We start from the raw sequence: 13423 nt of genomic DNA, 5'->3' as shown, positions 1-13423 counted from the left end.
GGGAGTCCAAGATGTTCAAACTGCCCGACTTCCCCGCCTACTACACCCTGTTCGACAAGCTCGGCTGGCTCGCCCTGCGCGCCGGTGGACTGGCCGTGCTGGCCTTCCTGCTGATGCCGGTGATCGTCATCATCCCGCTGTCCTTCAGCGATTCGTCCTTCCTCGCCTACCCCATCGAAGGCTGGTCGCTGCGCTGGTACCAGGAGATGTTCCACTCGGACGACTGGATCCGCGCCACCAAGAACAGCTTCATCGTCGCGCCGCTGGCCACGCTGCTGGCGACCACGCTGGGCACGCTGGCGGCCATGGGCCTGGCCAACACCAGGTTCCTGGGCAAGGGTTTCATCACCGGCCTGCTGATCTCGCCCATGGTCGTGCCCATCGTCGTGGTCGGCGTCAGCGCCTACCTCTACTTCGCGCGCTGGGGCCTGAACGACTCCTACCTCGGTCTGGTGATCGTGCACGCCGCGCTGGGCGCGCCGTTTGTCGTGACCACCGTGCTGGCGACGCTGCAGAGCTTCAACCACAACCTGGTCAAGGCCAGCCTGAGCCTGGGCGCCAGCCCGCTGGAGACCTTCTTCCGCGTCACGCTGCCCGTCATCGCCCCGGGCGTGATCTCGGGCGCGCTGTTCGCCTTCGCCACCTCGTTCGACGAAGTCGTGGTGACCCTGTTCCTGGCCGGCCCCGAGCAGGTCACGCTGCCGCGCCAGATGTTCACCGGCATCCGCGAGAACATCTCGCCCACCATCGCCGCCGTCGCCACGCTGCTGATCCTGTTCACGACCGCCTTGATGCTGACGCTGGAGTGGCTGCGCGGCCGCAGGAAATAACGGATGCCCTTCACCACCGACACCACCCTCGCCGGCCGCCACGTTCGCCTCGTTCCGCTGCGACCCAAGCACCACGACGACCTGGTCGAGGCGGTGCGCGACGGAGAACTCTGGAAGCTCTGGTACACCGCCATCCCCACGCCCGAGGGCATGGCGGCCGAGATCCAGCGCCGCCTGGGCCTGCAGAAGGCCGGCAGCATGCTGCCCTTCGCGGTGCTCAACCCGGAGGGCCAAGCGGTGGGCATGACCACCTACATGAACATCGACGCCGCCAACCGCCGCGTCGAGATCGGCTCCACCTGGTACCGGCAGGCGGTGCAGCGCACGCCGCTCAACACCGAGGCCAAGCGCCTGCTGCTGACCCACGCTTTCGAGACGCTGGGCTGCATCGCGGTCGAGTTCCGCACCCACTGGTTCAACCACGCCAGCCGCCGCGGCATCGAGCGCCTGGGTGCCAAGCTCGACGGTGTGCTGCGCAGCCACCAGATCAACAGACATCCGGAAGCACAAGGCGCGCTGCGCGACACCTGCGTCTACAGCATCGTGGCGCACGAGTGGCCGAGCGTGAAGGCCCACCTGGACTTTCAGCTGAGCAAGCCCCGCACCTGAAGACATGAGCGAACCCACCACCTTCAACCAGCCCCTCGGTGGCAATGAGATGCCGCGCTTCGGCGGCCTCGCCAGCATGATGCGGCTGCCCGTCGCGACCTCCGCCGTCGGCCTGAACGCCGGCTTCATCGGCGTCCCGCTGGACATCGGCACCAGCCACCGCCCGGGCGCCCGTTTCGGCCCGCGCCAGATCCGCGCCGAGTCCTGCCTGATCCGCCCCTACAACATGGCGACAGGGGCCGCGCCGTTCGACGCGCTGCAGGTGGCCGACCTGGGCGACGTGCCCATCAACACCTACAACCTGCTCAAGTCGGTCGACATCATCGAAGGCCACTACCGCCCGATCATCGACGCCGGCTGCATCCCGCTCACGCTGGGCGGCGACCACACCATCGCCCTGCCGATCCTGCGTGCCATGAAGGCCAGGCACGGTCCGGTGGCCCTGATCCACGTGGACGCGCACGCCGACGTCAACCCCGACATGTTCGGCGAGCGCATCGCGCACGGCACCCCGTTCCGCCGCGCCGTCGAGGAAGGCCTGCTGATCGGCGACAAGGTCTGGCAGATCGGCCTGCGCGGCAGCGGCTATTCGGCCGAGGACTTCGACTGGCCGCGCCAGCAGGGCTTCACCATCGTGCCGGCGCACGAGGTCTGGTGGCAGTCGCTCGCCCCGCTGATGGCCGACATTCGCGCCAAGATCGGCCCCGACACCCCGACCTACCTCAGCTTCGACATCGACGGCATCGACCCCGCCTACGCGGGCGGCACCGGCACACCCGAAATCGGCGGCCTGAACGTGCCGCAGGCGCTGGAGATCGTGCGCGGCTGCCGCGGCCTGAACCTGGTGGGCTGCGACCTGGTCGAGGTCTCGCCCGCCTACGACACCAGCGGCAACACCGCGCTGCTGGGTGCCAACCTGCTCTTTGAAATGCTGTGCGTCCTGCCCGGCGTTCACTACCGCTGAAACCGAGGAAAGTCCATGAGCCGTCCCCAGGCCATCCCCACCGTTCAGATCGACAACGACCGCGTGATCGTCACCGAATGGCGCTTCCCGCCCGGCGCCGAAACCGGCTGGCACCGCCATGCGCACGACTATGTCGTCGTCCCGATGACCGGCGGGGAGCTGCTGCTGGAGACCCCGGAGGGCAACCGCACCTCGCCGCTGGTGCCGGGCCAGTCGTACACGCGCCAGGTCGGTGTGGAGCACAACGTCATCAACCCCACCGGACACGAGGTCGTGTTCGTGGAAATCGAAATGCGCTGACGCCACGCCCATGCCACTTTCCAGACCCTTCCTGCTGCTGGCCCTGACAATTCCTGCGCTGGCCTCGGCCCAGTCCCAGCCCCTCGTGGTTGCCAACTTCGGCGGCGCCAACGGCAAGGCGCAGGAAGTGGCCTTCCTCAAGCCCTTCACCCAGGCCAGCAAGGTGCCGGCCAAGGGCGTCGAGTACGACGGCGACCTCGGCCCTGTGCGCAAGATGGTCCAGACCCGCAAGGTCGAATGGGACGTGGTGGAAGTCGAATCCTCCGAGCTGACCACCGGCTGCAAGGAAGGCCTGTTCGAGCCCTTCGACAAGAGCAAGGTGCCCCACACCTCCATGCTGCTGGCCGGCAGCGTGCAGGAGTGCGGTGTCGGCGCTTTCGTGTGGTCCACCGTGCTCGCCTACAACGGCGCCACGCTCAAGACCGCGCCGCGCAGCTGGGCCGATTTCTGGGACGTGAAGAAATTCCCGGGCAAGCGCGCCATGCGCAAGGGCGCGCGCTACAACCTCGAGTTCGCGCTGATGGCCGACGGTGTGCACCGCCGCGACGTGTACAGCCTGCTGGCCACCGAGCCGGGGCTGCAGCGCGCCCTGGCCAAGCTGCAGCAGCTCAAGCCCCACATCGTCTGGTGGGAATCCGGCTCGCAGCCACCCAAGCTGCTGGCTGCCGACGAGGTGGTGATGAGCACCGCCTACAACGGCCGCATTTCGGCGGCCGTGGCCGATGGCGCCACTCTGTCGACGGTGTGGACCGATGCCATCTACGACATCGACTACTGGGCCATCGTCAAGGGTTCGCCGCGTGCCGAACAGGCGCGCGCCTTCGTGAACTTCGCCACCACGGACGCCGCCCAGCTCGCGTTCTCGCGCGAAATCGCCTACGGCCCGACCCACTACAACGCCATCTTGCAGTACGACAACGGCCGCAAACGGGTCATCGACGACGCCCACCTCATCGACCTGTCGATGGCGCCCAGCGACCTGCCATCGGCGCCCGGAAACCTGCGCCGCTCGCTGGGCTTCAACCCGACCTTCTGGGTGGGCAATGGCGCGCAGCTTGAAAAGCGGTTCGCCGACGCGCTGAAATAGAGCATTCCACCCATTGCATTCAAGGAGACCCGCATGGACATGAAAACCTCCCCCCTGGCCCTGCTCAAGGACCCGACCCTGCTCAAGACCGACGGCCTGATCAACGGCGAATGGGTCCAGGGCGCCAGCCGCTTCGACGTGCTCGACCCGGCCACGGGTCTGAAGCTGGCCGACGTCGCCAACCTCGGCCCGGCTGATGCCGAGCGTGCCATCGCCGCCGCCAACGCCGCCTGGGCCGGCTGGAAGAACAAGACCGCCAAGGAGCGCAGCATCATCCTGCGCAAGTGGTACGACCTGCTGATGGCCAACCAGGACGACCTGGGCCGCCTGATGACGGCCGAACAGGGCAAGCCGCTGCCCGAAGCCAAGGGCGAAGTGGCGTATGGCGCCAGCTTCGTCGAGTGGTTCGCCGAAGAGGCCAAGCGCGTCAACGGCGAGACCCTGCCGCAGTTCGACAACAACCGCCGCCTGATGGTGCTCAAGCAGCCCATCGGCGTCTGCGCCGCCATCACGCCCTGGAACTTCCCGCTGGCCATGATCACCCGCAAGGTCGCGCCCGCACTGGCCGCCGGCTGCCCGGTGGTCATCAAGCCCGCCGAACTGACCCCGCTGACGGCCCTGGCCGCGGCCGAGCTGGCGATCCGCGCCGGCATCCCGGCCGGTGTGCTCAACATCGTCACCGCCGACGACCAGAACTCGATCGCCGTGGGCAAGGTGCTGTGCGCCTCCGACGTGGTGCGCCACATCAGCTTCACCGGCTCCACCGAAGTCGGCCGCATCCTGATGGCGCAGAGCGCGCCCACGGTCAAGAAGATGTCGCTGGAACTGGGCGGCAACGCGCCCTTCATCGTGTTCGACGACGCCGATATCGACTCCGCCGTCGAAGGCGCCTTCGCCAGCAAGTACCGCAACGCCGGCCAGACCTGCGTCTGCTCCAACCGCCTGTACGTGCAGGAAGGTGTGTACGAGCAGTTCGTCGAGAAGTTCGCCGCCAAGGTGAAAACCGCCAAGGTCGGCAATGGCTTTGAAGATGGCGTGAACCAGGGCCCGCTGATCGAGGAAGCCGCGCTGCAGAAGGTGGAACGCCACGTCGCCGACGCACAGGCCAAGGGCGGCCGTGTGCTGGTGGGTGGCAAGCGCCTGGACGGCCAGTTCTTCGAACCCACGGTGGTGGCCGATGCCACGGCCGACATGCTGTGCGCCCGCGAAGAGACCTTCGGCCCCTTCGCGCCGGTGTTCAAGTTCAAGACCGAGCAGGAAGCCATCGACGCCGCGAACAACACCGAGTTCGGCCTGGCCAGCTACTTCTACAGCCGCGACATCGGCCGCATCACCCGCGTGAGCGAAGCGCTGGAGTACGGCATGGTGGGCGTGAACGTCGGCATCCTGGCGACCGAGCACGTGCCCTTCGGCGGTGTCAAGCAGTCCGGCCTGGGCCGCGAGGGCTCGCACTACGGCATGGACGACTACGTCGAGATCAAGTACGTCTGCATCGGCGACGTGCTCAAGTGATCTGACCCCCGCCTACAGGATGCGTTGCTGCTGGCCGGCCTGGCCGATGGCAATGCGCCGGTAGGCGCAGCGCCCGACCTGGCGCAGGAACAGCGAGTTGGCGATCAGCCAGACCCGCACCGCCCGCTTGGCCTGGCCGCCGACGATGCGGCGGTAGTCCTCGTGCAGGTCGCGGCGCTCGTCGAAGGCCTTGCCCAGGTCGGCCAGCCCGCTGCGCTGCACCACATGGGTCTCCACCGCGTCCCAGCCCGGCAGCGGACAGCGGAACACCTGGCCCACCGGCAGGCTGGAACTCCACATATACGTAATGTCCTGGCCGTCGTCGAACTCCACCGCGATGGACAGGTAGTCGTGGGTCAGGATCTGGTCCTCGGGCAGGTGCGAGGGCAGGCGGTCCACCACCCACTGCCAGTCCAGCGTGAGCCCCGGACGCAGCGGCTGGTCGGCCAGCGGGTACTGCAGGATGCCGACGTTCTTGTGCGTCTCACAGTCGATGCGCTGGTCGGGCCCCTCGGTGAAGATGCCGCCGTCGCCGAACGCGAAGAAGTGCTGCCAGCCCGCCGGCATAAGCCGCGCCTGGCGCTGGCGCTGCAGCTCGGCGCGCACCAGGCCCTGCACATCGCCCCGGGCCGACAGGGCCAGCAGCCCGTCTTCGGCGCTGCCCTTCCAGACGATGGCCACGCCTTCGACGCGGCCCTCCCCCGCCAGGTACTGCGCCAGCGGCACCGCGAGATCGCCCTGCGGGTTGGCGAACTCGCCCGCCGAACGCGCGATCTGCAGGCGGCCGGTGCGGTCGGCCGTCAGCGTGCCGGTGTTCTGCATGGTGTTGTGGATGGCGCTGCTGCCGCCGCTGCCCGCGACGCGGGCGAAAAACACGAAACCCGGCTCCAGCCAGCGGCCGTGTTCCTTGCTGAACCACCACAGCCCGTTGAGGAAGAACGTGACCTGTTGCCCGGCCTGCAGCTCGCCGAGCGACTGGCTCCAGGGCAGGTTCGACGGCATGAGGGTGAAGGGTTCGATGCGGACCACCGCGTCGACACCCCGCGCCAGGTGCCGGAAGTCCTGCGCCAGCTCGGCCGCCGGGCGGATGGCCCCCGGCGCCGGCTTCGGGCTGTCGGCATGGGCCACGGCGCAGGGGCCCGCCAGCAGCGGCGCCGCGGCCAGCCCCTTGACCCACTGGCGCCGGCTGGCGCTGGGCATGGCTGGGGTGGCGTGTCCACCCACATGGTCGTGGGCACAGCAATGGTCGTGTGGACCGTGGTCGAGGGGCGCGGCGGGAACGGTTGTCGAGAGGGTCACGGTGGTCTCCTGAAGGGGTGGCTGCCCGCCGGAGCGGATGCCGGCGGGCTGGAACCCATGCTAGGAAGCACCACGGCCGCTTCGGACACGGCGGGCGTTTTGCCCGACCCCGTCCGGGACAGCGTCCCGGGTCAGGCGCTGGCCGGGTCGCTGCTGCCCAACAGCTTGAACTGCAGCGCCTTGCGCGTGAGCTCGATGTCGCTGCGCGCGCCCAGCTTGGCCTTGAGCTGGTAGTGGCCGTTGCGCACGGTCTTGGGACTGATGTGCAGCGCCAGGCCGATGGCATCCACGTCCAGCCCCTGCATCAGCAGCCGCAGGATGTCGAACTCGCGCGGCGTCAGTCCGGCGTGTTCGCCCTCGCCGTCCAGCAGCATGCCCGCCACCTCACCCGCGATGTCGGGGCTGAGCGCGCGCTGGCCGCGCGCCACCTGGTAGACCGCATCCACCAGCACCTGTGGCGCACTGCCCTTGGTCACGTAGCCGCGCGCGCCGGCCTTGAGCGCCTGCACCGCGTACAGCGGCTCGGCGTGCATGGAAAACACCAGCACCGCCGCCTCCGGGCTGTGGCGCAGCATCTGGGACAGCAGCCGCAGGCCACTGCCCGATCCCAGGCTCAGGTCCAGCAGGGTCACCTCGGGCTCGTGGGTCTTGAACTGCTCGTATCCCTCGTCGGCCGTGCCGGCCTCGGCCACGATGCGCAGGTCCTGGCGCCGCTCCAGCAGGCGGCGGTAGCCCTCGCGCACGATGGCGTGGTCGTCAATGATCAGCAGGCGCAGCATGGTGTCCCTCATGAACCGGCAGGTGGATGCGCAAGCGCAGGCCGTGCGGATCGGCCACTTCCAGCGCCAGCGTGCCGCCGAGCGCCTGCACCCGTTCGCGCATGCCCAGAAGACCCTGGCCGCCGCTGTCCGGCAGCGAAGGCGGCTGAGCCAGCGGGCCATTGTCCTGCACCTGCAGGTGCAGGCCGTCGGCGCGTTCGCTCAACACCACCGCGATGCGCGTGGCCTGGCCGTGGCGCACGGCATTGGTCAGGCCTTCCTGCACCAGCCGGAACACGCTGACCGAGAGCGTGTCGTCCCAGCGATCGACATCGCCGTCGATCTGCAGGCTGTACCCGCAGCGCCCGGTGTCGCGTCGACGCCAGCTGTCCACCAGCTGCTGCAGGCTGGCCTTGAGCCCGAAGGTCTCCAGCCCCGGCGGCCGCAGCTGCTGCACGATGTGGCGCACCGCGGTCACCATGCCCTCGCAGGTGCGCGTGAGCGCATCGGCGCTGGGCAGCAGCGCAGGCACCGACTCGCGCGCCACCTCGTCCACGATTGCGACCTCGGCCCGCATCGAGGTCAGCGACTGGCCCAGCTCGTCGTGCAGCTCGCGCGCGAGGTGGCGCCGCTCCTCCTCGCGCACAGACAGCAGCCGGTCGGCCAGCTGCCGCTGCGCGCCCACCGTGTCCTGCAGCCGGTCGGCCATGCGGTTGAACTGGGCGCCAATGCGCTGCAGCTCGCGGGGGCCCGCGGGCGGCATGCGGGCCGACAGGTCGCCCGCCTCTAGACGCTGCAAGGTGGCCAGCATGGCCCTGGTGGGCCTGAGCGCGCGCCGCGCCGCCAGATAGGCCAGTGCCGCCACCGCCAGCACGCCCGCCGCGCTCACCAGGGTCTGCCACCAGTGCTGCCACAGCAGGGCCGATTGCGCCGGCCAGTGCGGCGCCAGGGCCAGTTCGCCGACGCGGGTGCCGGGGTAGCGCACCAGCGGCAGCAGCGCGCCCACCTCTTCTCCGGCCGTGGCCCGCAGCAGCGACTCCACCCCACCGGGATGCGCCCCCGCCGTGCCCAGGCAGCGCTGGTCCACCGCCAGGCCGTGGATGTTGCGCACGGTCAGGCAGAACGGCACCAGCTCGCCCAGCCCGACCAGGTTCTGCAGCTCCTCGCCCGCGAGCGTGGCCTGGAACACGCCGGGCTCGGCTCCCAGTTCGTTCAGCCGCAGGCGTTCGATGGTCCGCGCCAGGCGCTGCAGCTGCGGGTCGACCGCCGAGGCCACACGCCACAGGCTCCAGCCACCCGAGGCCAGCAGCAGCAGCGCCGCCCCCGCCAGCAGCCAGGCGCCCAGGCGGCGCTGCAGGCGGTAGCCGGGGACGGGGAACAGGACAGAAGCGTGCTCAGCGGGCATGGGCCCGATTGTCGGGCCCGGCCTCCAGCCGGGCGAGGGCCTCGCGCGCCTCGTCCAGGCCCTCCTGCGCTGCGCGCTGCAGCCAGTGGCGCGCCTGCGCCGGGTCGGCCGGCACGCCCTGACCCTGCGCCAGCACCATGCCGTAGTGGTAGCGCGCCAGCGTTGCGTAGCCCGAGGTGTCGGGGTGCTCGGCGCCCTGGCGCAGCAGTTGCGCCGCGCGCGCCAGGTCCCTGGGCACACCATGACCGTTCTCCAGCAGATGCGCCAGCCAGATGATCGAGTACGGGTCGTTCCAGCGGCTGATGCAGTCCTCGAAGATGCGCACCGCCGCCGCGTGGTCGCCAGTCTTGTCTGCGGCGTAGCCGTAGAGGCACTTGATGCGCTTGTCGCTGTTCACGAACGCGCCGTAGCTCATGTCGTTGCCGGAGTCGTCGCGCGACACCGCGGCGGCCGGCGAGGCTGCGGGCGTGTCCCGGAAGCGCTGGCCGTCGGGTCGCAGCCAGGCGCCGTGGTGACCCAGGCGCAGGAACTCCTGCGCATCGGCCTGCCCTTCCCGGGCCAGGTCTTCAAACAGGCGGCGTGCGGCTGTTCGGTCGGGTGCCACACCCAGGCCGAAATGCAGCGCCGTCGCGTAGTGCAGCCGGGCCAGCCGGGCATAGCCCTCGTTGTCGCTGTCCATGGCCAGGCGCAGGAACTCCACCACCCGTTCGGGGCGCTTGGGCACGCCGTAGCCGAGGTCGAAGTACTGCGAGAGGCGGATCAGCCCGCCCGCATGGCGCCGCTTCACGCAGTCGGCCATGATCTGGAGCGCGGTGTCGAAATCGCCGCATTTCTCCAGTTCGAACAGCGCGGTGGAGAAATGGCCGGTGCTGTACTCGCAACTGGCGGGGATCTCGATCTGCGCCGCCTCGATCTCCTCGGCCGTCGGGTGGGGGCCGCGGCAGAGCTGATTGCTGGCGCGCAGCCCACCCGCGCGTTCGGCCAGCCGCTGCACCCACGCCGCAGCCTGGACCTGCGCCCCGGCGGCCGTGGCGGACCAGCGCAGGCGCGTGCCGCCGGTGCGGGTGTCCCAGTCCACATCCAGGTGAAGGTCGGACCCGTCCAGGGCTTCCGGCCGCAGGCGGGCTTCGTAGCGCGCGCCGTCCAGCACCAGCACCTCGGCGTGGTCCGCGCCGCGGTCGGCCAGCGCCTGCTGCACCGCCCGCCAGACCCGCTCCGGCGGCATGGGCAGCAGTTGTTCACCGGAGGTGCCGTCGGCGGCCCAGGCCGAAGGTGCCGCGAGAGCGGTGAGAAACAGGGCGGTGGTCACAAACCTGCGCATGAGGGCTCCTTCGTGTCGTGGGCTCCCGGGCTTGGGAGTGGCGCGATGCTAGGAAGGAACGCAGGGATTGTGGGCGGCCGAAGGCACACAGGGCACGCCGCCCGGGCGGCGGCGGGCAAAATGCCCGGTCGGCCATCGAGGCCCGGGCTGGCCCCGCTACAATCGCCACCCATTGCGGGTGTAGTTCAATGGTAGAACGGCAGCTTCCCAAGCTTCATACGAGGGTTCGATTCCCTTCACCCGCTCCAGAATGACAAAGGCCCCGCTGCGCAAGCAGCGGGGCCTTTGGCTTTGTGGGCCGAGCAGGGGATCAGATCAGCGGCACGCCGGTCTTGCTCTGGATCTCCTCGCGCGTCACGCCGTCGGCCAGCTCCACCAGCTTCAGACCCTCGGGCGTCACGTCCATCACGCCCAGGTCGGTGATGATGCGGTCGACCACGCCCTTGCCGGTCAGCGGCAGGGTGCACTCGGGAAGGATCTTCAGGTCGGTGCTGCCGTCCTTCTTCTTGGCCACGTGCTCCATCAGCACGATCACGCGCGGCACGCCAGCCACCAGGTCCATGGCCCCGCCCATGCCCTTGACCATCTTGCCGGGGATCATCCAGTTGGCCAGGTCGCCCGTGCCGGTGACCTGCATGGCGCCCAGGATGGACAGGTTGATCTTGCCGCCGCGGATCATGGCGAAGCTCTCGTGGCTGCCGAAGATCGACGAACCCTTGATGGTGGTCACCGTCTGCTTGCCGGCGTTGATCAGGTCGGCGTCCACCTCGTCCTCATAGGGGAAGGGGCCGATGCCCAGCATGCCGTTCTCGCTCTGCAGCCACACCTCGACGTGGTCGGGCACGTGGTTGGCCACCAGCGTCGGGATGCCGATGCCGAGGTTCACATAGAAACCGTCCTGCAGTTCCTGGGCCGCACGTGCGGCCATCTGGTCTTGGGTCCATGCCATGTTCGTGCTCCTTACTTGCGGTCGCGGGTGGTGCGCTTCTCGATGCGCTTCTCGGGCGTCGGGTTGTGCACGATGCGGTGCACGTAGATGCCGGGCAGGTGCACGTCGTCCGGAGCGATCTCGCCGGTGGCGACGATGCGCTCGACCTCGACGATGCAGACCTTGCCGGCCATGGCCGCGGCCGGGTTGAAGTTGCGCGCCGTCAGGTTGAAGCGCAGGTTGCCCGAGCGGTCGGCCACGTCGGCCTTGACCAGCGCCACCTCGGGGAACAGCGCGTGTTCCATCACGTAGGTCTCGCCGTTGAACTCGCGCAGCTCCTTGCCCTCGGCCACGATGGTGCCGACGCCGGTCTTGGTGAAGAAAGCCGGGATGCCGGCACCGCCGGCGCGCAGCTTCTCGGCCAGCGTGCCCTGGGGCGTGAATTCCAGTTCGAGTTCGCCGGCCAGGTACTGGCGCTCGAACTCCTTGTTCTCGCCCACGTAGGACGAGATCATCTTCTTGATCTGGCGCGTTTGCAGCAGCTTGCCCAGACCGAAGTCGTCCACGCCGGCGTTGTTGGAGATCGCCGTCAGGTTCTTCACGCCCGAATCGCGCAGGGCGTCGATGAGGGCCTCGGGAATGCCGCAGAGGCCGAAGCCGCCGACTGCTATCAGCTGGCCGTCGGCCACCACGCCCTTGAGGGCTTCGGCCGCGCTGGGATAGATCTTGTTCACGTGAAAAGACTCCAGTGGTTGAACAAACAGGGATCGAGAAATCGGGTGGCGGAACGATACTACGTATCCACATACGTAGTTTGACCTAAGGACCAACCCGCACACACCCATGGACCAGATCGACTACCGCCTCGCCTTCGACCTGGCCCCGGTGGGCCTGGCACTCTCGCGCCAGCGCACCATGGTGGACTGCAACCAGGCCCTGTGCGAGATGTTCGGCGCCACGCGCGAACAGCTCGTGGGGCAGAGCTTCCTCATCCTCTACCCCAGCGCCGACGAGTACGAGCGCACCGGCGCGCGCATCGTTCCCATCCTGGGCCGCGGCGGCACCTACGCGGACGAACGCATCATGCAGCGGGTGGACGGCCGCTTCAAGGGCGAGACCTTCTGGTGCCACGTGACCGGCCGCGCGCTGAACCCGGCCGACCCGCACGCCGCCGGCATCTGGACCTTTGAAGACCTGAGCGCGCGCCGGCCGGTGGGCGCTGCGCTGACCCCGCGCGAGCGCGAGGTGGCCGCCTGCCTGATGGACGGCCTGACCAGCAAGGAAATCGGCAAGCAGCTGGGCATCAGCCACCGCACGGTGGAAATCCACCGCGCGCGGCTGATGCGCAAATACCAGGCGCACAGCACGCCCGATCTTGTCCATCGACTGATCGCGGGAAGCTGAAGCCCGCAACAGTTCACTGGGGCTGGTAGCCCGAGTCCTTGATGATCCTCGCCCACACCTCGCGGTAGGCCGTCTCGCGCTTGCCGAGCTCGGCACCGCTCATGTAGCCCACGGTCAGGCCCATGGCGGTCAGCCGGTCCTTCACGTCGGCCTGCGCGATCACCTTCTGCAGCGCGGCAGCCAGCTTGTCAAGTTCGGCCTTGGGCGTGCCAACGGGCGCGAACAGACCGTAGTACGGCACTTCCTCGAAGCCTTTGATGCCCAGCTCGGTGAAGGTCGGCACCTCGGGCAGCGCGGCCTGGCGCTGGGTGCCCATGACGGCGGCCACGCGCAGCTTGCCGGCCTTGTGGTTCTCGATGAAGTCGGGCACCGAGCCCACGCCGGCCGGGATGGTGTTGCCCAGCATGTCGGCCATCATGGGCGCGCTGCCACGGTAGGGTGCCGCCACCAGGTCCAGCCCGAACTGCTTGCCAATCACCTGCACCGCGAACTGCGGCGTGGACGCGGGCGCCGGGATGCCCATGGTCGCCTTGCCACCGGCCGCCTTCACGCCGTCGATCCAGGCCTTGAAGTCGCGCGCCGGCGTGCCGCCCGACAGCGCCACCGCGTTGACGAAGGTGGCGAAACCGGCCACCGGCACGAAGTCCTTGGCCGGGTCGAAGCCCGGATTCTTCATCGTCAGCGGCAGGATGGACACGCTGTGGTCGTGGCTCAGGAACAGGGTGTGGCCATCGGGCGCGGCCGCCTTGAGCGCCTGCGCCGCCAGCTGGCCGCCCGCGCCGGCCTTGTTGTCCACCACCACGCTGCTGCCCAGCTCGGCCTGCAGGCGCTCGGCCAGGATGCGGGCGATGGCGTCGGTGCCACCACCCGCCGGAAAACCGACCAGGATTCGGGTGGTTGGCGCCTGTGCGTGTGCCGTGAACGGCGACAGCAGGGCCGATGAAGTGGCAATTGCAGCGAACGTGCGCAGCATCCATGAACGGCGACTTGAGGTCATGACAAACTC

Annotated in this window: 14 protein-coding genes and 1 tRNA gene; 8 read left to right on the top strand and 7 right to left on the bottom strand. The window is 68.9% G+C overall.

Going from position 1 to position 13423, the window contains the following annotated elements:
• The first annotated feature begins 11 nt into the window (after positions 1 to 11).
• Genes BC358_RS19930 through BC358_RS19905 form a run of 6 tightly spaced genes read left to right on the top strand, consistent with a single transcriptional unit; the run spans position 12 to position 5302 of the window.
• Positions 12 to 830, top strand: a complete 819-nt coding sequence (locus BC358_RS19930; protein WP_066158312.1) for an ABC transporter permease — start codon at positions 12 to 14, stop codon at positions 828 to 830.
• 3 nt (positions 831 to 833) lie between these two features.
• Complete coding sequence (locus BC358_RS19925; RefSeq protein WP_079367183.1) at positions 834 to 1439, top strand: GNAT family N-acetyltransferase; 606 nt, start codon at positions 834 to 836, stop codon at positions 1437 to 1439.
• A gap of 4 nt (positions 1440 to 1443) precedes the next feature.
• The gene (gene speB / locus BC358_RS19920) at positions 1444 to 2403 is read left to right on the top strand and encodes an agmatinase (protein WP_066158308.1); all 960 of its coding nucleotides are present in this window, start codon (positions 1444 to 1446) and stop codon (positions 2401 to 2403) included.
• Positions 2404 to 2418: 15 nt separating this feature from the next.
• Positions 2419 to 2703 carry a cupin domain-containing protein gene (locus BC358_RS19915; RefSeq protein WP_066158306.1) on the top strand — a complete coding sequence of 95 codons (285 nt, stop codon included), beginning with the start codon at positions 2419 to 2421 and terminating at the stop codon, positions 2701 to 2703.
• Positions 2704 to 2713: 10 nt separating this feature from the next.
• Positions 2714 to 3790, top strand: coding sequence for an ABC transporter substrate-binding protein (locus BC358_RS19910; protein WP_079367182.1), 1077 nt, complete (start codon positions 2714 to 2716; stop codon positions 3788 to 3790).
• Positions 3791 to 3823: 33 nt separating this feature from the next.
• A complete protein-coding gene (locus BC358_RS19905; RefSeq protein WP_079367181.1) occupies positions 3824 to 5302 on the top strand; it encodes an NAD-dependent succinate-semialdehyde dehydrogenase in 1479 nt (492 codons plus the stop codon).
• Between the two features lie 12 nt (positions 5303 to 5314).
• On the opposite strand, the gene BC358_RS19900 is transcribed toward BC358_RS19905, so the two are convergent.
• The 4 genes from BC358_RS19900 to BC358_RS22395 form a co-directional block, all read right to left on the bottom strand.
• A complete protein-coding gene (locus BC358_RS19900) occupies positions 5315 to 6601 on the bottom strand; it encodes a DUF3047 domain-containing protein (protein ID WP_218669511.1) in 1287 nt (428 codons plus the stop codon).
• 131 nt (positions 6602 to 6732) lie between these two features.
• Positions 6733 to 7380, bottom strand: coding sequence for a response regulator transcription factor (locus BC358_RS19895; RefSeq protein WP_066158298.1), 648 nt, complete (start codon positions 7378 to 7380; stop codon positions 6733 to 6735).
• A complete protein-coding gene (locus BC358_RS19890; protein WP_079367179.1) occupies positions 7358 to 8764 on the bottom strand; it encodes a sensor histidine kinase in 1407 nt (468 codons plus the stop codon). The genes BC358_RS19895 and BC358_RS19890 overlap by 23 nt, the downstream gene beginning before the upstream one ends.
• A complete protein-coding gene (locus BC358_RS22395) occupies positions 8754 to 10085 on the bottom strand; it encodes a tetratricopeptide repeat protein (RefSeq protein WP_241559727.1) in 1332 nt (443 codons plus the stop codon). Before BC358_RS22395 ends, BC358_RS19890 begins: the two co-directional genes overlap by 11 nt.
• A gap of 174 nt (positions 10086 to 10259) precedes the next feature.
• Here BC358_RS22395 and BC358_RS19880 point away from each other — a divergent pair.
• Positions 10260 to 10333, top strand: a tRNA-Gly gene (locus BC358_RS19880).
• Positions 10334 to 10395: 62 nt separating this feature from the next.
• On the opposite strand, the gene BC358_RS19875 is transcribed toward BC358_RS19880, so the two are convergent.
• Positions 10396 to 11034, bottom strand: coding sequence for a 3-oxoacid CoA-transferase subunit B (locus BC358_RS19875; RefSeq protein ID WP_079367178.1), 639 nt, complete (start codon positions 11032 to 11034; stop codon positions 10396 to 10398).
• An 11-nt stretch (positions 11035 to 11045) separates the two neighbouring features.
• Complete coding sequence (locus tag BC358_RS19870) at positions 11046 to 11747, bottom strand: CoA transferase subunit A (RefSeq protein WP_066158291.1); 702 nt, start codon at positions 11745 to 11747, stop codon at positions 11046 to 11048.
• A 109-nt stretch (positions 11748 to 11856) separates the two neighbouring features.
• On the opposite strand from BC358_RS19870, the gene BC358_RS19865 reads away from it, so the two are divergent.
• A complete protein-coding gene (locus BC358_RS19865) occupies positions 11857 to 12417 on the top strand; it encodes a LuxR C-terminal-related transcriptional regulator (RefSeq protein ID WP_079367177.1) in 561 nt (186 codons plus the stop codon).
• A gap of 13 nt (positions 12418 to 12430) precedes the next feature.
• Here BC358_RS19865 and BC358_RS19860 read toward each other — a convergent pair whose 3' ends face one another.
• Entirely contained in the window at positions 12431 to 13414 is a 984-nt protein-coding gene (locus BC358_RS19860) for a Bug family tripartite tricarboxylate transporter substrate binding protein (RefSeq protein ID WP_066158288.1), read from the bottom strand.
• Positions 13415 to 13423 lie beyond the last annotated feature (9 nt).

This window comes from Hydrogenophaga sp. H7, from assembly GCF_002025745.1.
Taxonomy (GTDB): domain Bacteria; phylum Pseudomonadota; class Gammaproteobacteria; order Burkholderiales; family Burkholderiaceae_C; genus Hydrogenophaga; species Hydrogenophaga pseudoflava.
This window is presented reverse-complemented; position numbering and strand designations above follow the sequence as displayed.